17 protein-coding genes are annotated in these 23,423 nt (G+C 74.0%); 3 read left to right on the top strand and 14 right to left on the bottom strand.

Annotated elements, in window-relative coordinates; translation table 11 throughout:
- Window positions 1-92 precede the first annotated feature (92 nt).
- The 5 genes from ABZX85_RS06525 to ABZX85_RS06505 form a co-directional block, all read right to left on the bottom strand.
- Entirely contained in the window at window positions 93-1,625 is a 1,533-nt protein-coding gene (locus ABZX85_RS06525; RefSeq protein WP_355863028.1) for a PucR family transcriptional regulator, read from the bottom strand.
- A 15-nt stretch (window positions 1,626-1,640) separates the two neighbouring features.
- Window positions 1,641-2,924 carry an aspartate aminotransferase family protein gene (locus ABZX85_RS06520; RefSeq protein WP_355863026.1) on the bottom strand — a complete coding sequence of 428 codons (1,284 nt, stop codon included), beginning with the start codon at window positions 2,922-2,924 and terminating at the stop codon, window positions 1,641-1,643.
- Window positions 2,921-3,763, bottom strand: a complete 843-nt coding sequence (locus ABZX85_RS06515) for a nitrilase-related carbon-nitrogen hydrolase (RefSeq protein ID WP_355863024.1) — start codon at window positions 3,761-3,763, stop codon at window positions 2,921-2,923. Before ABZX85_RS06515 ends, ABZX85_RS06520 begins: the two co-directional genes overlap by 4 nt.
- 220 nt (window positions 3,764-3,983) lie before the next feature.
- Window positions 3,984-5,600 carry a hypothetical protein gene (locus ABZX85_RS06510; RefSeq protein ID WP_355863022.1) on the bottom strand — a complete coding sequence of 539 codons (1,617 nt, stop codon included), beginning with the start codon at window positions 5,598-5,600 and terminating at the stop codon, window positions 3,984-3,986.
- A 135-nt stretch (window positions 5,601-5,735) separates the two neighbouring features.
- Window positions 5,736-5,990, bottom strand: coding sequence for a helix-turn-helix transcriptional regulator (locus ABZX85_RS06505; protein ID WP_355863020.1), 255 nt, complete (start codon window positions 5,988-5,990; stop codon window positions 5,736-5,738).
- A gap of 32 nt (window positions 5,991-6,022) precedes the next feature.
- On the opposite strand from ABZX85_RS06505, the gene map reads away from it, so the two are divergent.
- Window positions 6,023-6,796 carry a type I methionyl aminopeptidase gene (map, locus tag ABZX85_RS06500; protein WP_355863018.1) on the top strand — a complete coding sequence of 258 codons (774 nt, stop codon included), beginning with the start codon at window positions 6,023-6,025 and terminating at the stop codon, window positions 6,794-6,796.
- A gap of 73 nt (window positions 6,797-6,869) precedes the next feature.
- On the opposite strand, the gene ggt is transcribed toward map, so the two are convergent.
- Window positions 6,870-8,690: a gamma-glutamyltransferase gene (ggt, locus tag ABZX85_RS06495; protein WP_355863016.1), complete on the bottom strand. Its 1,821-nt coding sequence runs from the start codon at window positions 8,688-8,690 to the stop codon at window positions 6,870-6,872.
- Window positions 8,691-8,837: 147 nt separating this feature from the next.
- On the opposite strand from ggt, the gene ABZX85_RS06490 reads away from it, so the two are divergent.
- Window positions 8,838-9,599: a hypothetical protein gene (locus tag ABZX85_RS06490; protein ID WP_355863014.1), complete on the top strand. Its 762-nt coding sequence runs from the start codon at window positions 8,838-8,840 to the stop codon at window positions 9,597-9,599.
- 662 nt (window positions 9,600-10,261) lie between these two features.
- Here the strand turns inward: ABZX85_RS06490 and ABZX85_RS06485 are convergent.
- A complete protein-coding gene (locus ABZX85_RS06485) occupies window positions 10,262-10,681 on the bottom strand; it encodes a DUF6278 family protein (RefSeq protein ID WP_355863012.1) in 420 nt (139 codons plus the stop codon).
- A 101-nt stretch (window positions 10,682-10,782) separates the two neighbouring features.
- Here ABZX85_RS06485 and ABZX85_RS06480 point away from each other — a divergent pair, with 101 nt between their 5' ends.
- Window positions 10,783-12,609 carry an SGNH/GDSL hydrolase family protein gene (locus ABZX85_RS06480; protein WP_355863010.1) on the top strand — a complete coding sequence of 609 codons (1,827 nt, stop codon included), beginning with the start codon at window positions 10,783-10,785 and terminating at the stop codon, window positions 12,607-12,609.
- A gap of 115 nt (window positions 12,610-12,724) precedes the next feature.
- On the opposite strand, the gene ABZX85_RS06475 is transcribed toward ABZX85_RS06480, so the two are convergent.
- From ABZX85_RS06475 to ABZX85_RS06445, 7 genes are all read right to left on the bottom strand, one after another.
- The gene (locus ABZX85_RS06475) at window positions 12,725-13,504 is read right to left on the bottom strand and encodes an exodeoxyribonuclease III (protein ID WP_355863008.1); all 780 of its coding nucleotides are present in this window, start codon (window positions 13,502-13,504) and stop codon (window positions 12,725-12,727) included.
- A 30-nt stretch (window positions 13,505-13,534) separates the two neighbouring features.
- The gene (locus ABZX85_RS06470; protein ID WP_355863112.1) at window positions 13,535-14,170 is read right to left on the bottom strand and encodes an MBL fold metallo-hydrolase; all 636 of its coding nucleotides are present in this window, start codon (window positions 14,168-14,170) and stop codon (window positions 13,535-13,537) included.
- A gap of 30 nt (window positions 14,171-14,200) precedes the next feature.
- On the bottom strand, window positions 14,201-15,472 hold the full coding sequence (gene pcaC, locus ABZX85_RS06465) for a 4-carboxymuconolactone decarboxylase (protein WP_355863110.1): 1,272 nt from the start codon (window positions 15,470-15,472) through the stop codon (window positions 14,201-14,203).
- Between the two features lie 337 nt (window positions 15,473-15,809).
- A complete protein-coding gene (locus ABZX85_RS06460) occupies window positions 15,810-17,939 on the bottom strand; it encodes an SWIM zinc finger family protein (protein ID WP_355863006.1) in 2,130 nt (709 codons plus the stop codon).
- A 788-nt stretch (window positions 17,940-18,727) separates the two neighbouring features.
- Window positions 18,728-21,517: an SNF2-related protein gene (locus ABZX85_RS06455; protein ID WP_355863004.1), complete on the bottom strand. Its 2,790-nt coding sequence runs from the start codon at window positions 21,515-21,517 to the stop codon at window positions 18,728-18,730.
- A 107-nt stretch (window positions 21,518-21,624) separates the two neighbouring features.
- A complete protein-coding gene (locus ABZX85_RS06450; protein ID WP_355863002.1) occupies window positions 21,625-22,218 on the bottom strand; it encodes a sugar kinase in 594 nt (197 codons plus the stop codon).
- Entirely contained in the window at window positions 22,215-23,360 is a 1,146-nt protein-coding gene (locus ABZX85_RS06445) for an ROK family glucokinase (RefSeq protein ID WP_355863000.1), read from the bottom strand. Before ABZX85_RS06445 ends, ABZX85_RS06450 begins: the two co-directional genes overlap by 4 nt.
- Between the last annotated feature and the right edge of the window lie 63 nt (window positions 23,361-23,423).

The raw sequence follows: 23,423 nt of genomic DNA, 5'->3' as shown, positions 1-23,423 counted from the left end.
AGCGTGTCACGTCTGCGGGTGTGCGGCGTGTCACGGTGTCACGCTCTCTTCGGCCCATGTTTCACCGCCGTTTTCGCAGGTGGATCTGTGTTTCAGCGCTGTTGCGCGTCGTGCGCGAGGAGTGCGATGTGGACGGACGCGGCCTGTTCGAAGTCGTCCAGGTCGACGCCGAGGCGGGTCTGTATCGCCTCCAGCCGGCGGTACAGGGCGGGCCGGGAGACGTGGTGGAGCTGGGCGGTGCGCGACTTGTTGCGGCCGGTCGCGAGGTAGGTGCGCAGCACGGCGAGCAGATCCTCGTCGGCCGCGCACAGCAGCCCGTCCAACTCCCGCTCCGCGAACGCCTGGACGTGCGGATCGTCCCTGAGCAGCCGCACCAGCCCCCGCAGATGGACGTCCCTGAGGCGTACGACGCCGGGGAGGTCGAGGGCGTCGCCCGCGCCGTCGACGGCGTCGGCGACGTGCCGTGCCTCGCGCAGCCCCGCCGGGACGTCCTCCCAGTCGGCGCGTGGCCCGGCGGAGGCGACGACGGCCGGTCCGAGGCGGGCCGCGAAGTGCGCGGCGAGCGCGTCGGCGTCCTGGTCGCGGGGGAGGCTGAGCAGGACGGCGGTGATCCCGTCGGCGAGTTCGGCGACGAGTCCGGGCAGCCCCAACAGCCGCAGCGTGCGCTCCAGTTCGCCGGGGTCCCGGTCGCGCACGACGAGCGGCACGAACGTCCTGCGGTTGACCGGCAGCCCGGCGGCCCGCGCCCTGGGCAGGAGCCGGCGGGCCGGTACGACGCCGGAGACGAGGTCGGTCAGCAGGCTCTGCGCGGACTGCTCCTCCCAGGTGGGGGCGGCGCCCAGCATGCGGTGCAGGACGAGCGCCTCGGCGGCCCGGTCGGCGAGGAGCCGGCCGCCCGCGGTGTCACCCCGGTAGCCGCACAGCACGATCTGTCCCCAGCGTTCGCCCCGGCCGCCGAGTTCGGCGCGGACCCAGCCGTCCCCCTCCCGGCCGCCGGCCTGCCGGGCGATGCGCTCCCAGTCGCGCAGCACGTCGTCGACGGCGGGGCGTTCCCCGGCGGTGGCGAGAACGCGGTGGGCGAGGTTGGTGACGACGACGGGACAGCCGCTGTGCTGGGCGACCTCGTCGAGGAGGCGTTGCAGCGGAGCTCCGGCGGTGATGAGCCCGGTGAGGGCGGTGCGCACCGCCTCGGAGAGGCTGACGGCGGCGAACTTCCGGCGGACCAGCCGGGACTGCACCTCCTCCGTCAACTCGGCGAAGGGGAAGGGCCGGTGGAGGACGACGAGGGGCAGTCCGCAGCGTTCGGCGGCCCTGCGCATCGCGTCGGGCGGGGTGGGGAAGGCGCGGCCGAGCCCGAGGACGACGGCCGCGGCCTCCGCGCGGTACAGGGAGTGGATGTACTCGGCCTGGGCGCCGTCGTCGCCGGCGAGCAACACCCCTGTGGTGAGGACCATTTCGCCGCCGCTGAGCATGACGCCGACGTCGGGCGCCTCGGCGACGTGCACCCAGCGCACCGGCCGGTCGAGCTGGCCGGAGCCGGCCACCACCTCGGGCTCCCCGGCCAGCACCCGTTCCAGGGAGAGGACCTGACGGACCGACAGAGCTGGTTCGAAGGTGGTGGTCATGGTGTCGTTCCTTTGTTACCGCGTACTCCTGAGAGCGCTTTCGAGGATCGCGGCGCCTTCTTCGGCCTCCGCGACGGTCAGGGTGAGCGGCGGGGCGACGCGCAGCGCGCTGGTGGCGTGTCCGCCGCCCTTGCCGATGAGCAGGCCGCCCTCGCGGGCCGCCTCCAGGACGGCGGCGGCCCGGTCGGGGTCGGCCTCGTCGGTGCCGGGCCTGACCAGTTCGACGCCGATCATCAGTCCGCGTCCGCGCACCTCGCGGACGCCGGGGTCCTGTGCGGCGGCGGACCTGAGCCGTTCGATGAGGAGGCCGCCGACGCGGCGGGCGTTGCCCTGGAGGTCGTGCTCCAGGAGGTAGGTGAGGTTGGCGAGGGCGGCGGCCATGGTGATCTGGGTGCCGCCGAACGTCGAGATGCTGTTGGAGTCGAGGCAGTTCATGATCTCGGCGCGGGCGATGACCCCGCCGACGGACATGCCGTTGCCGATACCCTTGGCGAAGGTGACGATGTCCGGCGGGCCGCTGCGGGCGTGCGCCTGCCAGCCCCAGAAGTGGTCGCCGGTGCGGCCCCAGCCGGTCTGCACCTCGTCGGCGATCCACAGGATGCCGCGCTCGCGCAGGACTTCGCGGAACGCCGCGTACAGGCCGTCCGGCGGGGAGGTGAAGCCGCCGACGCCCTGGACCGGTTCGGCGATCAGCGCGGCGGGCGGGCGGGTGTGGCCGAGGAGGTCCTTGAGGTCGTCGACGCAGGCCGCGGTGAACGCGTCGTCGTCGAGGTGCGCGTAGGGGCCCCGGGTGCGGACGCCGCCGTGGACGTAGAGGGTCTGGAGCGGGGAGAGGGAGGTCGGGGACCAGCCCTTGTTGCCGGTGATGCCGACCGTGGAGAAGGAGCGGCCGTGGTAGCTGTTGCGCATCGCCAGCACGGTGTTGGTGCGCCGGTAGGCCGTGGCGAGCAGCAGGGCGGTGTCGTTGGCCTCGGTGCCGGAGGTCGTGAAGAAGACGCGGGCGTCCGGGATGCCGGACAACTGGGCGACGCGCTCGGCGAGTTCGACCATCGGGCGGTTCAGGTACAGGGTGGAGGAGTGGATGATCCGCGCGGCCTGTTCGCTCACCGCCTTGGTGACCTCGGGGAGGGCGTGGGCGGTCATCGTGGTGAGGATGCCGCCGAAGAAGTCCAGGTACCGGGTGCCGTCGGCGCCCCACACGTACCGGCCCTCGCCGTGCGTGATCTCCAGCGGCTCCTCGTAGTACAGCGCGAGCCAGTCGGGCAGGACGTTGCGGTGGCGGGCGTAGAGGTCGCTCACGGCTTCACCAGTCCCTCGTAGGCGTCGGGGCGGCGGTCTCGGTAGAAGGCCCACTGCTGCCGGACCTCGTCGATCAGGTCGAAGTCGAGGTCGCGGACGACGAGTTCCTCGTCCTTGTCGCTCGCCCGCTCGCCGACGAACTGTCCGCGCGGGTCGACGAAGTAGGACGTCCCGTAGAAGTCGTTGTCGCCGTACTCCTCGCGGCCGACCCGGTTGATGGCGGCGACGAAGTACTCGTTGGCGACGGCCGCCGCGGGCTGCTCCAGCTGCCAGAGGTGCGCGGAGAGTCCGCGCGAGGTGGCCGACGGGTTGTAGACCAGCTGGGCTCCGTTGAGACCGAGCTGCCGCCAGCCCTCCGGGAAGTGGCGGTCGTAGCAGATGTATACGCCGACCTTTCCGACGGCCGTGTCGAAGACGGGCCAGCCCGCGTTGCCCGGCCGGAAGTAGTACTTCTCCCAGAAGCCCCTCACCTGCGGGATGTGGTGCTTGCGGTACTTCCCGAGGTAGGTGCCGTCCGCGTCGATCACGGCGGCGGTGTTGTAGTAGAAACCGCTTCCCTCGATCTCGAACACGGGTACGACGATCACCATGCCCGTCTCGCGCGCCAGCTCCCGCATCCGGCTCACCGTCGGCCCGTCCGGCACCGGCTCCGCCCAGCGGTAGTGCTCCGGCTCCTGCACCTGGCAGAAGTACGGCGCGTTGAACACCTCCTGGAAGCCGATCACCCGGGCGCCCTGCCGGGCCGCCTCCCGGGCGTGCTCCTCGTGTTTCGCCACCATGGACTCGGTGTCGCCGGTCCAGGTGGCCTGGACCAGTGCGGCACGTACGACATTGGCCATGAGCTGCTCCTTCGACGGGACGTCAGAGCCTCTACGCCCGTAGAAAGCGGGCCATAGAGGCACGAACGTAAGCCTCCGGGACGCCCTTGCCAAGACCACCGCCGTTAACCCGGGGAGTCGATCGCGTTTCACACTCCGGTGGGGGGTGGGGCGGGGCCGTTCGGAGCAACAGGCTGTGCCGGAAGTACTACGGGTACGACAGGGCCGTACCCGTACTCCCTCAGGCCGAGAACCCCGCCACCCTCAGCGCGTGCACCAGATCCCAGTACCGCTCGTCCGACACCCCCCGCGCGGCCCGGACCAGCAGGGGTACGAGGGTCCGGGGGTCCGGCGCGACGCTGCGGGCGGCCTCCTCGGGGGCCCGTACCCGTACGTACGCGTCGAGCAGCGCCCCGGCCTCCCGTTTGCGGCCCTCCCCGACCAGCCCGAGGACGGCCTCGCCGATCTCCTCGGCGGGCCGCGCGACCCCCTGCCGCAGGATCTGCTCCCCGTCGCCCGCCCGCCCGGCCCCGGCCAGCGCGTCCGCCGCCTCGACGAGCCGCTCGGCGGGCAGCGAGGCCGCCTCCCACAGCAGCGTCGTCCAGTCGGCCCCGAGCCCGGCCCGCTGGAGCTCCCCGGCGACCAGCGGAATCCGCGCGGCGGGCCAGTACGCCAGCTCGACGAGGAGCGCGTGCGCCTCCCCACTGCGCCCCTCGCCCCGCAGCGCGACCAGCCGCCGCACCACCTCGACGGTCTCCCGCCGCGCCTGCGCGTCCGGCGACACGACGGGCTCCGCCTCCGCCTTCACCTCGGCCCCGCGCCGCCCGGCCCCCGCGAACCGCGCCCCGCGCGGCCCCCGCCCGCTGTCGGCCTCCGGCACCGCCGCCACCGCCTCCTCCGGTACGACGACGGCGGCCCCCTCCTCCTCCACGGCCCCGGCGAACCGCGCACTCCCCCGCCGCCGCTTGCGCTGCTTGGGCACGACGGCCGGCTCGTCACCGCCGGACCGGCCGACCTCCTCCCCGGCACCGGAACGCCCGGCGCCGCCCCCCGCACCCCGGCCGTCCGGCACCGCACCCCCACCGAAGCCGTCCGCGCCCCGCGCCGCCCCGGCCGCACCGCCCTCGACGGCGTCCGACCCCCACCCGGCTCCCGCCGCACGCCCCTCGGCGCCACCCGCCGCACCCCACCCGGCCCCCGTCGCAGCCCCCTCGCCCCCGCCGAACTCCCCTTCGCTCCCCCGGAATCCCCGCAGCCGACCGCTCAAGTCCCGTCCGAACGCGCCCTTTTCGCCGACGCCCCCGCCCGCCGAGCCGCCCCGCCCGTCCCCCGCGTCCCTCGCATCCCGCTCCAGCCGGTCCAACTCAGCTATCCGGGACCGGAGTTCGGCACAGCGCGCGGTCGCCCGCTCGTGGTCGTCGTGGGCCCACGCCAGGTCGAGCCGGACCGCCTCCGCCTGCTCACGGGTGACCGCCGAGGCGAGCTGCCGTCCGGCCGCGGCCTGCCGTTCGACGGCGTACCGCTGCTCGCGGAGCATCACGTCGAGCCGGTCGCCGAGGGCGTCACGGGCGCCGGGCCGGGAGTCGTGGGCGCGCAGGGCGGCGGTGTGCAGGGCGCGGACGCGCCGCGCCTCCTTCTCCGCGACGGCGGCGCCGTATGCGGACGCCAGGTCCTGGAGGAGCGCCTCCAGGAGGTCCCAGGGCGGCATCTCGCTGCCGTCCAGGCAGGCCCGCATGCCGTCTGGGTCGCGCTGCCAGAACACGGCGCACCAGCCGCCGCCCTGATCGAGGCGCCCCAGCAGGCCCTCCAGGCAGCTCACGAACTCCCGCACCTGCCCCGGGAGCTGATCCACATTCATCCCCAGACTCCCGCCAGACCGCCACACTCGGACTGGCCAGAAAACACCAGCCGTGTTACAGCACGGCTACGAGGAGTTTGCGAAGGGGCCGCGAAGACGACATGGCGAGATCTTGACCGGTCCGCCGGAGGACGTTCACACCACCCCCGCGAGGACGCAGTGCGCGGCCAGCTCGTCCATGGACAGCCCGAGTACGCCGGCCAGCGCGGCGACCGTGAAGAACGCCGGGGTCGGCGCCCGGCCGGTCTCGATCTTGCGCAGCGTCTCCGCCGAGATCCCGGCCCGCGCCGCGACCTCGGTCATGCTCCGTCCGCCGCGGGCCTCACGGAGCAGCCGGCCGAGCCGCTCGCCGCGTTCACGCTCTTCTTGGGTCAAGGGGGTGCGCACCATGACCCCATTCTAATACCGGTATAGTAATTGGCATGGTGGAGCTGAAGACAGACACGTCGATCGACGAGATGTACCGGGCCGGCCAAGTGGTCGCCCATGCCCTGACGGCCGTGCGGGACGCCGCTGACGTGGGCGTTTCCCTACTGGAACTGGACGAGGTGGCGCGTGGGGTGCTGCGGGGCGCGGGCGCGGACTCGCCCTTCCTGGGGTACCGCCCGTCCTTCGCGCCGACCCCGTTCCCGGCCGTCATCTGCGCCTCGGTGAACGACGCGATCGTGCACGGCATCCCGACCCGGCAGAAGCTGCGCGACGGCGACCTCGTCTCCATCGACTGCGGCGCCCAACTCGACGGCTGGGCGGGCGACTCGGCGATCAGCTTCACCGTCGGCACCCCGCGTCCGGAGGACGTCCGGCTGATCGAGACGGCCGAACGCGCCCTGGCCGCCGGGATCGCCGCCGCGACCGTCGGCAACCGCGTCGGAGACATCGCGCACGCGATCGGCGTGGTCTGCCGGGACGCGGGCTACGGCATCCCGCAGGGCTTCGGCGGGCACGGCATCGGCCGCCGGATGCACGAGGACCCGCCGGTCCCCAACGAGGGCCGCCCGCACCGCGGCATGCTCCTGCGGCGCGGCATGGCCCTGGCGATCGAGCCGATGCTCATCGCGAGCGGCCGTGACGACTACCACGAGGCCCCGGACGGCTGGACGCTGCGCACGAACGACAACTCCCGCGCCGCGCACGCCGAACACACGGTCGCGATCACGGACGAGGGCCCGAGGGTCCTGACGGCACGGGAGCGTTAGAGCAGCCGCGTCTTCGAGCGGCGGCCCGAAGAGCGGCCCACCCGGAGACGGGTGAACCGCCCGACTCCGGTGTCTAGCGCGCCGGACGCACCACCTGCGCCGACCCGCCCCCGCGCCGCACGGTCTCGGCGGCGGCCAGCCACTTCCCACCGGGCAGCCGCTGCACGGCGGTCGCCGCGCCGATCTCGGGGTTCAGCCGGAACCCGTGCCCGATGGCCTCCAGCTTCGTCCGCAACTCACCGTTGTAGAGGGCCGGTTCGAGTTCGGTGGTCGTCTGGTTGCGCTGGCTCGCCCGAGGGGCGGCGATCGCGTCGACCAACGGCAGCTTGCGGTCCACGAATTCGGTCAGCACCTGGAGCACGGTGGTGATGATGGTCGCCCCGCCGGGCGAACCGAGCGCCACCACGGGCGTGTTGTGCCGGTCGAGCACGATGGTCGGCGAGATCGACGACCGGGGCCGCTTGCCGGGGCCGGGCAGGTTCGGGTCGTGCACCGCGGGGCTCGCGGGGGTGAACGAGAAGTCCGTCAGCTCGTTGTTGAGGATGAACCCCCGCCCGGGGACGGTGATCGCGCTGCCGCCGGTCTGCTCGATGGTGAGCGTGTAGGCGACGACGTTGCCCCACTTGTCGGCGACGGTGAGATGCGTGGTGCTGTCGCCCTCGTACGTCGTCGGCGCCGCCGTCCCGCTCGTGTCGCAGGCGGCCGGGTTGCGCGGGTCGCCGGGGGCGACGGGGCTGGTGAGGACGGCGTCGTCCTTGATGAGGCAGGCCCGCGAGTCGGCGTACCGCTGCGAGAGGAGTTCCTTCGTGGGGACGTTCTCGAAGGCCGGGTCGCCGACCCAGCGGCCCCGGTCGGCGAACGCGATCCGGCTGGCCTCGATGTACCGGTGCAGGTACTGGACCTCGCTCGCCTTCGAGAGGTCCGTCTTCTCCAGGATGTTGAGCGCCTCGCCGACGGTCGTGCCGCCCGAGGAGGAGGGGGCGATCGAGTAGACGCCGAGTCCTCGGTACGACGTCTTCGTGGGCGCCTGGAAGTGGGCGCGGTAGGCGGCGAGGTCGGCGGCGGAGAGCTTGCCGGGGCGGGCGTTCCACCCCGAACCCGGGTCCACCGGCGGCTTGTTGACCGTGGCGACGATGTCCTTGCCGATGTCGCCCCGGTAGATCGCGGAGACGCCCTTCTTGCCCAACTCGGCGTAGGTGCGGGCGAGATCGGGGTTCTTGAAGGTCGAGCCGACGACCGGGAGCTGCCCGCCCGGCAGGAACAGCCCGGCCGTGGCGGGGAAGTAGCGGAACCGGGTCTCGTTGGCGGCGGTCTGCGAGCGGAACGTGTCGTCGACGGTGAAGCCGTCGCGGGCGAGCCGCTCGGCGGGCTTCAGGACCGAACTCAGGCTCTTGCTCCCCCACTTGGCGAGCGCGCCCGCCCAGGTGGCCGGGGTGCCGGGGGTGCCGACGCCGAGGCCGCTGCTGACGGCGTCGGCGAAGGCGAGGGGCTGCCCGTTCTCGACGAACAGGTTCGCGTCGGCGGTCAGCGGGGCGGTCTCGCGGCCGTCGATGGTGTGCACCGTACGGGACTTGGCGTCGTAGTAGACGAAGTAGCCGCCCCCTCCGACGCCCGCCGAGTAGGGCTCGGTGACGCCGAGCGCGGCGGCGGTCGCGACGGCCGCGTCGACCGCGTTGCCGCCCTTGCGCAGCACCTCGATGCCGGCGGCGGAGGCGTCCGCGTCGACGCTGGAGACCGCGCCGCCGTACCCGACGGCGACCGGGACCTTCCCGACTTCCTTCTTCTGCACGGCCGTTGACGAGGCGGTCGGCGGCGCGGCGGCCCCCACCGAGACCACGGCGGCCGAGACCGCCAGGACCGTCAGTTTCCGTACCACAGGGCGACGCAGGGCCATCCGCATGTACCTCCAGTCAAGGACCGTCCGCGCACTGTAGCCACCCTGCCCCGTCCTCGACAGCCGCATTCAGGGCACTGTCATACGACCGCCACACCTCGAACACGGGTACGCCCGGGACATGTGGGACCGCTAGCATGCGCGCCCATGAACGACGACGTGCGCAACATCGTCCTCGGCGTGGTGGCAGCCGGTGTCAGCGCGGCCCTCGGCTGGCTGGCGCGGACGTACCTGTGGAGGCGCCGGCTCCGCCGTAAACAGGCGTTCTTCGGGCTGCCGGAGAACTCCGAGTCACTGCTCGTCGTGAACCGCGACCCGGCGACCTCCGAACCCGCCGTGCACCGCTTCGACGTGTTCGCGCTCCTCGAACTGGCCGCGCTCGTCAAGGACTGCGGGGCGAACGTCCAGATGGTGACGCAGGACGGGGTGCAGCAGGGGTTCGGGGAGCGTACGGAGTTCTGCGTGGGCGGGCCGAGCTCCAACCGGCGGATGCTGGCGCACATGTCGGCGATGCTGCCGGGGTTCCGGGTGAACATCGACCCCGAACCCGGCCCGGACCGGGGGGCGTTCCAGATCGGCACCGAGCGCTACCGCATGGACCCCGGGATCACCGAGTTCGTCCTGCTGGCGCGGCTCACCACCGGTGACCGGCACGGCACCCGGCCGGTGTTCCTCTTCTGCGGCCAGCGCGCGATCAACAACCAGGCGGCGACGCGCTATCTGGCCCGCCATCACGAACGCCTCCACCGCAAGTACGGCGCCGACTCGTTCGCCCTGCTCCTGAAGGTCGTCAACTCCCAGGCGTACGGCCCGGATGTGGTGGAGCTGGTGGCGGACGTGACCCGCCCGGCGCGTACGCCCCTGGTGGACCCGGCGCCCTCGACGTCGACATCGCACCGGGCGAGCTGAGCACCGGCCGGGGTACCTGTCGCACGCGTAGTACGCGTAGTACCCGTAGTACCCGTAATGCTCCGGAACCAAGACGAGCGGTCCCCCGCCGCGCCTCCACGGCGGGGGACCGCTCGGTCTCGGCAAGCCGGTCCGGCGATGCGCCGCACACCTACCCGACCCGCTCCGCATCGAGCACAACCCGTCCGGCGCGCGGCTGACCTTCTCCCCGCACAGCGTCCGACCCGTCGTCCGGACCGCCTGCACTGTGCGAGCAGTGATCTCCGGCCGCGCGTCCGGCCGGGTATGGCTCTGGTGAACTTCTGCCCCCTACGGTCCGCCCTGCGGCGGAGTCCCCGGCCCGGTCACCGTCGCTCCGGGGATGAACGATCCATCGTAGTCGAGCCCGGTCACGGTGTGGACGCCCCCCACTAGCACCCGGCGCAGGCGGCCCGGCCGCGCGGGACGCGCGGGTACCGGTCGGGCTCCTCCTTGCGCTTGTCGACGTCACGCAGTCCGATCAACGGATCGACGGCCATGCTCAGCCCTACTCGCTCTCAGCCGTGTGTCGTGGTTGCCGCAAACTATCGAGAGCGGACGGGACTTGACACGCGACACGCACTTTTCGGGCATAAGCCGTATTTAACCTCTCTCTCCGGGGCGGCGTCACCCCGGACACCCCGTCAGACCTCGGCGACCTCCGCGTACCACTGCGACAGCTCCGGCACCCCGCTGACCGCCCACTCCCGGCCGGCCGTCACGACGTCGAACTCCCGCCCGGAGCCCAGCCGTACGACGGGTTCACCGCCCGGCCAGAACGCCCACCCGGCGCCCTCGACGGTCCGCACGATCACCGTGCCGAGGTAGAGCCCCGCGTCGTTGCCGAGCCAGGGCAGCGTCTCCTCGTCGTCGCGCCAGCGCGGCAGCAACTGGTCCAGCGCCGCCAGGGAGTCGGCCGTGTCGTCGAGCCGGACGCCCGCCTCCCCCGCCTGGGAGCGCAGGAGTTCACACTCGGACAGCAGCTCGGCCACGCCCTCGGGGTCGGCGTCGAGCAGCGCACCCGCCGCCCTCTTGTGCCTGTTGCCCAGAAAAGGGATGTTCATACGCCCAGCGTGGCATTCGCACCGGCGTACGCACCACAGGCGCGCGGACACCCTCGCCCGCCGCCCCGGTACGATCATCGGACCGTGCGAGAAGGAGATACGTGCGCCGAGGGGCCTGGGCTTTCCCGCTGATCGCGATCCTGCTGCTGGCGTCCCAGTCGGCGGCACGCGCCGGTGCACGCGCCCCGAGCGCCCCTCCCGTACCCCTGGAGAGCCACTTCGACAACCGGGGCATCAGCGCCGACGACCGTCCGTCCGGCGCGGACCTCGACGGCCGGGGCGCCTCCCTGCCGGCCTCGGCGCTGGCCGCGGCGGGCTGGACCCCCGGCCGCGCCCTCACGGTCCACGGCACCCGTCTGACCTGGCCCGCGACCGCCCCCGGCCACCCGGACAACGTCGTCGCCGACGGCCAGCGGGTCCTCCTGTCCGGCCGGGGCGACGCCCTCACCTTCCTCGTCACGGGCACGGCCGGACGCACCGTGCGGGGCAAGGGGGAGATCACCTACGGGGACGGCACCCGTGCCCCCTACAGCCTCTCGGCCCCCGACTGGCGCCGGGGCTCCCTCGCGACGAAGGCGCTCGCCCTCCCGCACGTCAACACCCCCGCCGGACGCCGCACCGCACGCGCGCGCGTGTACGCCGTGACGGTCCCCCTCTCCCCGGCCCGCACCGTCACCTCCGTACGCCTCCCGGTCGCCTCCGGGCTCCATGTCTTCGCCCTCGGCGTCCGCACGAACCCCCAGGTGTGGACCGGCACTTGGGCCACCGCGCACTCCGGGCTCCCCGCCCAGGGCCCCTGGACCGACCGCACCCTGCGGCTGATCGTCCACACCTCCGTCGGCGGCTCCCGGCTGCGGCTGCGGTTCGACAACACGTTCGCGGGGACGCCGGTGCGCATCGGGGCGGCGACGGTGGCGCTGCGGGCGAGGGCGGTCGCGGGAGCGGTCGCGGGAGCGGGATCGGGGGCGGGTGCGGGATCGGGGGCGGCCGTGGCGGGTGTGCCCGTGCCGGTGGTCTTCGGGGGGTCGGCCGGGGTCGAGATCCCCGCCGGGGCGCAGGCCGTCAGCGCTCCGCTGGACCTCGACGTACCGGCGGGGGCCGACCTGGCCGTGAGCTTCCATCTGCCGGACACGGTGACCGCGCTGCCCACGCACCGGTTCGCCTCGCAGCGGTCGTACGTCAGCGCGCCGGGCGATCACACGGCGGACCGCGCGGGGGCGTCGTACGCCTCGGAGATCACCGGGTGGCCGCTGCTGGCCGGGGTGGACGTGGCGGGCGGGCCCGGGAGCGTGGTCCTGCTGGGGGACTCGATCACCGACGGGTACCTGTCGACGACGGACGCCAACCGGAGATGGCCGGACGCCCTCGCGGCGCGGCTGCGGCGGCAGCGGGCGGTACCGGTGTACGGCGTGCTGAACGCCGGGATCGCGGGGAACCGGGTGGCCGCCGACGGCTACTCCGGGAACGGGGTCTCGCCCGTCGCGTCGGGGGTGTCGGCGCTCGCGCGGCTGGAACGGGACGTGTTCTCGCGGCCGTCGGTGCGGACGCTGGTCGTCTTCGAGGGGATCAACGACCTGCTCCGGGGCGGCTCGGCCGACGACGTGACCGACGGGCTGCGGGAGATCGCCGAGCGGGCCCGGGAGCGTGGGATACGGGTCCTGGGCGCGACGCTGCTGCCGTGCGCGGGGGACCGGAGATGTACCCCGGAGGTACGGGAGGCCCGGGAGGAGGTCAACGAATGGCTCCGGGACGGCGACACCTTCGACGCCGTCCTCGACTTCGACGCGGCCCTGCGCGACCCCGCCGACCCGTCCCGGCTGCTCCCCGCGTACGACAGCGGGGACCGGCTGCATCCGTCGGACGCGGGGTACGCGGCGCTGGCGGCGGCGGTGGACGTGACAAAGCTGCGCGGGGCGGCGGGAGGGTGACGCGGAGGTGAGGGCCGGGAGGGCGTCGGCGTACGTCCCTCCCGAGGCGCGTCCCGGCCGGACACGGCCGCCGGATACAGCCCGGCCGCGTACGTCCCTCCCAGGGCCTACCCCGCTACACCTCCAGGTCGACGACCACCGGCGCGTGGTCCGAGGCGCCCTTGCCCTTGCGCTCGTCGCGGTCCACGTACGCGTCCTTGACGGCCTTCGCGAAGGGTTCGTTGCCGTAGACCAGGTCGATGCGCATGCCGCGGTTCTTGGGGAAGGCGAGCTGGCGGTAGTCCCAGTAGGTGTACGGGTGGTCGTACTTGAGGGGTCGGGGGACGACGTCCGTGAGGCCCGTCCCGCGCAGGGCCGCGAGGGCGGCGCGCTCAGCGGGGGTGACGTGGGTGAGGCCCTCGAAGACCGCCGGGTCGTAGACGTCGTCGTCCGTCGGAGCCACGTTGTAGTCGCCCAGGACGGCGAAGGGACGCCCGCCCGCCGCGTCGCCCGTGACGGCCGCCTTCAGCGCCTCGAACCACTGGAGCTTGTACGCGTAGTGCGCGTGGTCGACCTCGCGCCCGTTGGGCACGTACACCGACCAGACGCGCACCGGCCCGCAGGTCGCCGACAGCGCGCGGGGCTCCTCGGCGCCGTCGTACTCCGGGCCGCCGGGCAGGCCCTTGACGACGTCCTCCAGGCCGACCCGGGAGAGCACCGCCACGCCGTTCCACCGGCCCGTCGCGTTCACCGCGGCCTCGTACCCGGCCTCGCGCAGCGCCTCGAACGGGAACTGCTCCTCGGCGAGCTTGGCCTCCTGGAGGCACAGCACGTCCGTGCCGCTGGACTCCAGCCAGGCCAGGAGCCTCGGCAGGCGGGCGGTGATCGAGTTGACGTTCCAGGTAGCGATGCGCATGCCTCACAACCTACCGGCCGCCACTGACACTCACAGCGAGGTGCTCTCCCCGGGCGCCAGCCTGCCGTGCTCCGCGCCGCCCAGCGCGCCGATCTGGTTGTCGTAGATCGGGCGGGCGAGGTCGGTCAGGAGGGCGTCGTGGATGTCGTACGCGCGCGTGGGCTTCACCTCGCGGACGTAGTCGATCACCTCGGAGATCTTGCTCCAGGGCGCCATCACCGGGAGCATCAGCGTCTCCACTGCGTGGTCGGGGACGGTGAGGGCGTCGCCGGGGTGGAAGACGCGGCCGTCGTCGATGAGGTAGCCGACGTTCGTGATGCGCGGGAGGTCGGGGTGGATGACGGCGTGCAGCTCGCCGTGGACCTGGACGTCGAAACCGGCCGCGGTGAACGTGTCGCCGTGGCCGACGGTGTGCACGCGTCCCGGGAAGGCCGCCGTGAGCTGCTCGGCGACCGCGCGCAGGGTCCAGATCTCCGTCTCCGGGTTCGCCTCCAGGGCGGCCCTCAGACGTTCCTCGCTGAAGTGGTCCGGGTGCTCGTGCGTGATCAGGACCGCGTCCGCGCCGACGGCCGCGTCCGCCTCGCTGAACACGCCCGGGTCCAGGACGAGGGTGCGGCCGTCCTTCTCCAGACGGACACAGGCGTGCGACTTCTTGGTGAGCTGGATGGACTTCGTCATGGGTCCATCCTGCATCGCTCACTCCTGCGGCGTCGTCTCCTCCCGGATGATCTGCTGGGCCACCCGGAACGCGCTGTTGGCCGCCGGCACCCCGCAGTAGACGGCGGCGTGCAGGAGGACCTCCTTGATCTCGTCCGGAGTGAGCCCGTTGCGCAGGGCCGCGCGCGTGTGGAAGGCGAGTTCGTCGAGGTGGCCGCCCGCGACGAGGGCGGTCAGGGTGACGCAGCTGCGGGCGCGCCGGTCGAGGCCGGGACGGTCCCAGACCTCGCCCCACGCGTACCGGGTGATGAACTCCTGGAAGTCCCCGGAGAAGTCGTCGGCCTGGGAGAGCGCGCGGTCGACATGCGCGTCGCCGAGCACCTCGCGGCGGACCTTCAGACCTGAGTCGTACGGGTCCGGGCGGCCCATCACCTGGTCGGTCGCCACGGGCGGCGCCGGGGCGATCTCCGCGATCGGGGCGGGCTGCGGCGGAAGTACTACGGGTATCCCCGGGACGGCCGTCTGCCCGGTCTCGTAGCCGGGCTGCCAGGCCGTCGAGAAGTGCCGCACCAGCAGATCGGTGACGGCGGCCGGCTGCTCGACCGGCACGAGATGCGAGGCGCCGGGTACGACGGCGAGGCGCGCGTCCGGTATCCCGGCGACCAGCGTGCGCGCCTCGGCGGGGCCGGTGACCTGGTCGTCGGAGCCGACGAGGACGAGCGTCGGGACGCCGACCATGCCGAGTTCGTGCCGGACGTCGAAGGAGGCGAGCGCCTCGCAGGAGGCGATGTAGCAGCCGGGGTCGGTGGTGCGGACCATCTGGACGGCCCAGTCGGTGATCGCGGGCTGCGCGGCGGCGAACCCGGCCGTGAACCAGCGGTCCGGGGAGGTGCGGGCGATCGGGTCGAGGCCGTTGGTGCGGACGATGACCCCGCGCTGGCGGAACTCGTCGGCCGTGCCGAACCGGGGCGAGGAGGCGATCAGCGCGAGCGACGCGAGCCGCTCGGGGTGGCGCAGGGCGAGTTCGACGCCGACGGCCCCGGCGAGCGCGCAGCCCGCGAAGCCGAAGCGCTGCACGCCGAGCGCGTCCAGGGTGGCCAGCAGACGGGCGGTCAGATCGGCGACCGAACCGGCCGGGTAGGCGGGGGCGCCGCCGTGGCCGGGCAGGTCGAACCTGAACACCCGCCACTGCTTGGTGAGTTCGGGAATCTGCCGGTCCCACATGTGCCATGTGGTGCCGAGCGAGGGCCCCAGGATGAGCACCGGGGCGTCGTCCGGCCCGTCGAAGCGGTACTGGAGGGTGGGCGTCACCTGTCCGGCCGCCGGCGGGGGCGCGGGCGCGGCGACGGGCAGCGCGTTGACCGCGACGCCGGGCAGCACGGCCGCCGCCAGACCCGGGAGCGCGGTCGCGGGGGTGGGGGTCTTCGTCTCACTCACCGCTCCACGCTAACCGCCCCGCGCACCGTCCGGCCCACGACCCCCTCCAACTCCGCCCGCTCCCTCGCCGGATCACCGCACGACACGGACCGAACCGGCACAGGGTCTTCACGGGGATCGGCGGGGCAGGGGGGTGGGGTACGTCCCGTAATACGCGTAGTACCCGTAGTACGCCGGAGGTACTGGTGGGGGAGACGGAGTCGGCCTCCGGTCACAGGTCTTCCGGTGGGTTCGCCGTCATGAGGGCGTCGATCGGGTCGTAGGCGGGCTCGCCCCGGGGCCACCAGTTCTCGTCGCCCGGTTCGGACTCGTACGCGTACCACAGGCCGTCCTGGCCGTACCGGAGTTGGAGGTGGCCGGCGGGGTGGGTGAGGTGGTTGCGCCAGGGGCGGAAGGCGGGGTGGCCGGTCGACAGGAGGAGGGGGCGGGCCCGGTCGAAGCGGCCGGCGGGCGGGTCCCAGGGGTCCTCCAGGACGGCGAGCCCGTCGATACCGCCCTGGCGCCAGGCGGCGACCGCGCGGGCCAGGTCGCCCGAGGTGCGGCCGGTGGCGGCGGCGAGGGAGGAGTACAGGGCGCGGGTCGTGGCGGTGAGGCCGGAGCCGGGGCGGGCGGCGGCCAGCCGGACGGCGTCCTGCCAGAGCGTCAGCCCGCCGATCGTGTCCTCGCCGGTCGTGAGCAGGGCGTGCGCGCGGGCGGCGGCGTCGGTGGCCAGCTGGTCCAGCGCGAAGGCGTCCGGGCCGTCGGGGACGGACGGGTACGCCGGGGGCTGCTCCGGATGCCGGGGCGGCGGTGACGGGGCGGGCAGGGGCGGGAGCCCGCCGCGGCGCGCGATGGCCTCGGTGGCGCGGACGCCCGGGAGGCCGTCCGTCTCCCGGTCCTGCGCGGTGCGGGCCGCGTGCGCGGCGCTGCGGCGGGCCAGGGTGTCCAGCAGGTCGCGTTCGCCCCGGCCGCGCAGCAGGAGCAGGACGAACGGGTCGGCGTCCAGCAGGCGCGCGGTCTGGTAGCAGAGGGCTGCCGCGTGCTTGCAGGGGTGCCCTCGGTCGGGGCAGCTGCACTGCGGCTCCAGTTCGCCCGCCATCGGCAGCAGGGGCACCCCGCAGTCCGCCGCCAGCGCCGGGGGGACCTCCTTGTCCAGCAGCGCGGCGAGCTGTCCCGGACGTTCCACCGCCGCGTCGAGGAAGCTCTCCCAGTCCGCCGCCTCCCACGTCCGCAGCCGCACCTGCACGCGGTACGGGCGCGGGCGGCTCCCCTGCACGTACGCCAGCACCGAACCCGGGGTCACCGTGATCGCGTCGACCCGGCCGCCCTCCGCGTACCCCTTCCCTCGCAGCAGCCGCCCCGCGTCCAGCGCCCCGCCCTCCAGCGCCGAGACCCACGCCTCACCCCACCACGTCCGCGCGAAGGGGGCGTCCTGGGAGGGGAGCGCGGGGAAGGTACGCCGGAGATCGCCGTCCCGGGAGGGGGAGGCCATGGTTCTGGGGATGTACGGGGTCTGGGGGGTGTGGGGGTCGGAGGGGGGTGGGGGGTCGGTGAGGGGGGTGTGTCGGGGTGGGTGGGCCGGGGGTGAGGGGTGGGGTACTTCGAGGGGCGGGGGCATTTCAGAGGTAGGGGGTACTTGAGAGGTAGGGGACGCCTCCGGGGTGTGGGGTGCTTCAGAGGTATCGGGTACTTCAGGGGTACGGGGGCTGGTCAGGGGTCGGCGCGCTGCCGAGGGCTGGGCCCAGTTCGCGAGCAGGTCCGAGAGCGGGGTCGGGTCCGGGCCCGGCGCGCTCCGCACGGAGTCGGCGGGCGGGTCGGTCACGCCGGTCGCCTCGGCCAGGAAGTCGTCCACCGCAGGCACGGCACGGCCGTCGCCCTCGGGCTCGCCGACGTCGTCCACGTCGGGTACCTCGTACGACGTTCCCGGCGCCCGACCGGTCTCCGGGCCCTCCTCGTCCTCGTCCTCCGGCGGCATCCGGAACGCGCCCGCGAGCCACGTCTTCAGGTCGCGTACCCGCTCGCCCGTGACCGGGTTCCCCGGTACCGGCCCGACCCGCCCCGGCTTGCGCCCACTCTGAGCCGCCGCCTCGCTCTCCTCCCGCATCCTGGCCCGCGCCGCCCGCAACGCCTCCCGGGCACCGTCGGCGGGCCTAGGGGCGGAGACGGCGGGCTTCGCGGAGGGGCCGGGCTCTCCTGGGGAGCCCGCGTCAGGCCCTGTGGAGGGGCCGACATCGACGGTGGGGCCCGCGTCAGGGTTGGCCGAACCCTCGCGCGTCCCGGAGGACTCCCCCGCCCACGAGCTACCCGCACCGACAGCACGGCCCGCGCTCGCGGAAGCCGCCCCCGCCGCAGCACTCCGCACGGCGGCGGCATGTCCCCCAGCGCTGGGGCCGGCCCCACCAGGCAGGCCGTCCGCACCACCGGGGCCACCCCTTCCGCCCAAGCCGTCCGCACTGCCCGTGCCAGCCCCTCCCCCCAAGCCGTCCGCGCCAGCCCCGCCACCCGCAGCAGCCCCACGACCCGGACCATCCGCACCACCGGCGCGGACTCCGTCACCCGAGCGGACCTCGCCACCGGAGCCAACTCCACCGCCGAGACGAATGGCACCGCCCGCACCGGCCGCACCGGCCGAGTCAACCCCACGACGGGAGCCGACCCCACCCCCCGAGCCGACCCCGCCCCTCAAGCCAAGCTCGCCGCCCGCACCAGCCCCGTCGCCGAAACCGTTTCCCCCGGCGAGGCGCGTGGTGCTGTCGGAGTCGGCCCCGTGTCCGGGGTTGCTCCGGTGAGGAGTGGAGGCGTGTCCCGGTGTCCGCTCGGCGGGGCCGGAGTCGTCCGTGTCCGGGGCGTGCCCCGGAGCCCCCCGTCGCGCCGCCAGTGCCTCGCGCAGGGCCGCTCGGGCGGCGTCGCCGGGGCGGGCCGGGCGCGGGGGCGGGTCGGTGGCCTCGGTCTCCCGGCCGGGAGACCCCGCACCGGCCGCCGTCGCCGAGGCCGACGCGGCATCCAGGTCCGCGCCGCCCTCCGCAGCCGCCCGCGCCGGACGCTTCCCCGTCACCTGCTCCCCCTCGTCCACACCCTCGCCCTCCCGCACGCCCCGGGCCTCCCGCAACGCCCGCCGGACGGCCTCCGCGAGGTTCACCGGCTCGCTCATCACCCCTCCCTCCGCAGCGACACGAGGTCGGACAGCTCGCGGTCGGTGAGTTCCGTGAGGGCCGCCTCGCCGGTGCCGAGGATCGAGTCCGCGAGGGCCCGCTTGCTCTCCAGCATCTCGGCGATGCGGTCCTCGACGGTGCCTTCGGTGATGAGCCGGTGGACCTGGACGGGCTGGGTCTGGCCGATGCGGTACGCGCGGTCGGTGGCCTGTTCCTCGACCGCCGGGTTCCACCACCGGTCGACGTGGATCACGTGCCCCGCGCGCGTGAGGTTGAGACCGGTGCCGGCGGCCTTCAACGACAGCACGAGCACGGGCGTGGCGCCGTCCTGGAACCGGTCGACCATGCGCTCGCGCTCGGGGACGGGTGTCCCGCCGTGGAGGAGTTCGACGGGGACCGCGCGGGCGGCGAGATGCTCGGTGACGAGGCGGGCCATGCCGACGTACTGGGTGAAGACGAGGGCGGAGCCGTCCTCGGAGAGGACGGTGTCGAGCAGTTCGTCGAGAAGGGCGAGCTTGCCGGAGCGGCCGGGGGCGCCGGCGTCGCCCTTGAGGTACAGCGCGGGGTGGTCGCAGATCTGCTTGAGCGCGCCGAGGAGCTTGAGGACGAGGCCCCGGCGGGCCATGCCGTCCGACGTCTCGATGGCGAGCATCGACTCCCGGACGACCGCCTCGTACAGCGCGGCCTGTTCGCGGGTGAGCGGCACCGGGTGGTCGGTCTCGGTCTTGGGCGGGAGTTCGGGGACGATCCCGGGGTCGGACTTGCGGCGGCGCAGCAGGAAGGGCCGCACCAGGCGGGCGAGGCGTTCGACGGCCTCGGCGTCCTCGCCGTTCTCCACCGCGCGCGCGTGCCGGGAGCGGAACGCCTTGAGGGGGCCGAGGAGTCCGGGGGTGGTCCAGTCGAGGAGGGCCCACAGTTCGGAGAGGTTGTTCTCGACGGGGGTGCCGGTGAGCGCCACGCGCGCGGGCGCGGGGATCGTCCTGAGGGCTTTGGCGGTCGCGGAGTGGGGGTTCTTCACGTGCTGTGCCTCGTCGGCGACGACCATGCCCCAGGGCTGTGCGGCGAGGGCGGTGGCGGCGGAGCGCAGGGTGCCGTAGGTGGTGAGGACGAATCCGCCGGTGAGGCCGTCCAGCGTGCGTTCCGGGCCGTGGAAGCGGCGGACGGGGGTGCCGGGGGCGAACTTGCCGATCTCGCGCTGCCAGTTGCCGAGGAGGGAGGCGGGGCAGACGACGAGGGTGGGTTCGGGGCGGGCGCGCTTGAGGTGCAGGGCGATGAGGGTGACGGTCTTGCCGAGGCCCATGTCGTCCGCGAGGCAGCCGCCGAGGCCGAGGGAGGTCATGAGGTCGAGCCAGGCGAGGCCCTTGAGCTGGTAGTCGCGCAGGGTGGCCTTGAGGCCGGACGGCGGTTCGGCGGGCCGTACGCCTGCCGTGAGGCGGTCGCGGAGGGTGGCCAGCGCGCCCACGGGGACGGCCTCGACGCGCTCGCCGTCGATCTCGGCGCTGCCGGTGAGGGCGACGGACAGGGCGTCGACCGGGTCGAGGAGGCCGAGTTCGCGCTTGCGGGCCTTGCGGACCAGCTCCGGGTCGACGACGACCCACCGGTCGCGCAGCCGGACGACGGGGCGGTGGGCCTCGGCCAGGGCGTCCATCTCGGCCTCGGTCAGCGGATCGCCGGCCAGCGCCAGCTGCCAGTGGAACTTGAGGAGTTCCTCGCCCTCGAAGAAGCCCGTGCCGTCCGTCGCGGAGCCGGGGGCGGAGCGGACGACGGCGGTGGCGGTGAGGTCCTGGGCGAGGTCGCGGGGCCAGTGGACGGCGACCCCGGCCTGCGCGAGCCGGGCGCCCGCGCGGCCCAGCAGGTCGGTCAGCTCCTCCTCGGAGAGGGCCAGCGCGTCCGGCGCGTCCCGTTCGGTGAGGCGGGCCAGCGGGGGCCAGACGCGCGCGGCGCGGCGTACGGCGAGGGCGGCGTCCACGCGTGCGCGGGGGCCGAACGCGTCCTCGGCGGCGCCCGACCACAGGGCGGCGGCGTCGGTGAGGAGCGTGGGGTCGGCGAGGCTGTGGACCTGGACGATCGCGGCTCCCGCGCGGGAGGCGTCCTCGCTGTCGTCGAAGACGTCGGACGCGGAAAGGTCGAGGCGCAGGGAGATGCGTACGCCCGCGTCCCGCCCGGCGGCGACCTCCGCGGCCCAGTCGCGGGCGCCGGGGAGGCGCTGGGGGCGGTGGTCGGCGAAGGGGCGGCCCACGGTGTGCGGGGCGGCCGGGGTGCGCGGGAGGGTGTCCGCTACGGCGTCCAGGAAGGCCCGGACGAGGGGTTCGGGGTCGGGGAGGCGCAGCGGGCCGGGGCCGGGCAGCGGGACCGCGTGGGCCTCGTACGGCATCGCCGCCGCGATCGCGCGGAGGTGGGCGAGGTCGTCGGGGTCGAGCGGGCCCGCGCGCCAGGCGTCGTCCCCGGCGGGGGTGAGGCCGGGCAGCAGGCGCCCGCGTGCGACGAGGCGCAGGGCGTGGAGCGCGGCGGCGCCCCAGCAGGCCGTGGCGGGGTGGGCGGCGGGGTCTCGGCGGGCGCGCACGAGGACCGGCAGGGCGCGCTCCAGGGGCAGCGACAGCGCCGGGGCCTGCCGGCGGCGGGCGGCGCTCGCGCCGTGCGGCCGGACGACCGTCAGTTCCGCCGCGGCGCCGGGGGGCAGGGGGGCGTCCTGCGGGTCCCAGAAGGCGACGCGGCCCGCGCGGGGCAGGGGCGCGGGCAGGAAGACGGCCGCCAGCCGGGAGGGCACCTCCACCGCCTGCTCGTCCATGCGCTTCGTCCACCTCCGCCCGTGTCTCGGATCAGCTCGTCTCCGACTCTACGGGCGGGGTCTGACAATCGGCCCCGGAGACCGGCCGGGGCGGCTTCCCGCGGGCCTCAGGGGCTGGTGCGCGAGACGACGTACACGATCGGGTTGTCCGTGTTCCAGGTGTTCACGACGACGTCCAGGGTCGGCTTGGGGTTCTTCTGCTCCTTCACCAGACCGAAGGTGTCGCCGGGCCGGGCGCCGGGGCCGGTGAAGGTCCAGCCGGTGATGCCCTGGTCGCGCGCGTTGACGGCGATCCTGCCCTTGACGAGGTCGGTGCGGGTGAGCCCGAGGTCGGCGAGGAACTCGTCCAGGCCGGCGTTCGTCGTCTGGAACTGCACGTACAGGCGGCTGGTGCGCCAGTTGTTGGTCTCGTAGTAGGCGACGTTGACCGAGGGGTGCGGGACGGGCACCTGGTAGAGGCGGCGCTGCACCTTCGACGGCCAGCCCTTGGTGAGGCCGGTCGCCGAGTACTTCGCCTCCTTGTCCTTGCCGCTGTCCCGGCTCTGCGCGGCGGAGATCACCAGGTAGCCGGCGGGCACGCCGATCAGGAGCACGATGATCAGCAGGGTGAGCGCCCTGCGCCGGATGACGTGCCCCCGGTCCTCCGGGGGCCGCGACGGCTCGTCCGGGGGCGCCGCCTGCCGGGGCAGCGCCGCGGTCACGCGGTGTCCTGCGTACGGCGGGTCTCGGCGAACCGTTCGTAGCGCTCGTACCGCTCGACCCGGCGCCGCTTGGCGCGCCGGAACCGGCGGGCCACCAGCCGGGCCAGGTCGGCGGCGCCCACCATGCCGGCTTCGGGGCCGAGCTGGGCGCGCACGATCCGTGCCTCGGGGCGGTAGCCGCGGCCGGTGAGCTGGCGTTTGAACGCGTCCCGCGCGGGGGCGATGAGAAGGTCGTCGGCGGCCGACACGCCGCCGCCGATGACGAAGCAGGACGGGTCGAGGGCGGCGGCGAGGTTGGCGATGCCGACGCCGAGCCACTGGCCGATGTCCTGGAGCAGTTCGACGCACATCGCGTCGCCGTCGCGGGCCAGCTCCGTGATCATCGGACCGGTGATGTCGTCGATCTGGCCCTTGACGTGCTCGATGATCCCGTACGCGACCGGCGAGTCGGCCGCCGCGAGTTCCTTGGCCTCCCGGACGAGCGCGTTGCCGGAGCTGTACTGCTCCCAGCAGCCGCGGTTGCCGCACGGGCAGCGGTGTCCGCCGGGGACGACCTGCATGTGCCCGAACTCGCCGGCCACGCCGTACTTACCGCGCTTGACCTGGCCGTCCTCCAGGATCGCGCCGCCGATGCCGGTGCCCAGCGTGATCATCACGAGGTGGTCCTCGCCGCGGCCCGCGCCGAACCGCCACTCCGCCCAGGCGGCCGTGTTGGCGTCGTTGTCGACCAGGACCGGGACCGAGAGGCGGCCCGAGAGGCGGTCGCGCAGGGGTTCGTTGCGCCAGGACAGGTGGGGGGCGAACAGGACGCGGTTGCGGTCCGCGTCGACCCAGCCGGCCGCGCCGATACCGACGGCGTGGACGTCGTGGCGGTCGGAGAGGTCGAGGACGAGTTCGACGATCGTGTCCTCGACGACCTTCGGGCTCTTCGACTTGTCCGGGGTCTCCGTGCGGAGCTTCTCCAGGATGTTGCCGTCGGCGTCGACCACGCCCGCCATGACCTTGGTGCCGCCGATGTCGATGCCGACCGTCGGCACGCGCGGGGCCGTCAGGTGGGAGCGGCGCTCACGGGTGCCGACGGTGCGCAGGACCGGGGCTCGGCGGGAGCCGATGGGGGCGGTGAAGGTGCCGTAGGTGCTCATCGGGCTTGATTCTGCCGCACGGTGCGTGGTGACGCCGAGCGGGGCAGGGGGTGGGAGGTTCCG

This window comes from Streptomyces sp. NPDC004539, assembly GCF_040610055.1.
Taxonomy (GTDB): domain Bacteria; phylum Actinomycetota; class Actinomycetes; order Streptomycetales; family Streptomycetaceae; genus Streptomyces.
Note: the sequence above shows the minus strand (reverse complement) of the source record. Positions and strands in the feature narration are given on the sequence as shown.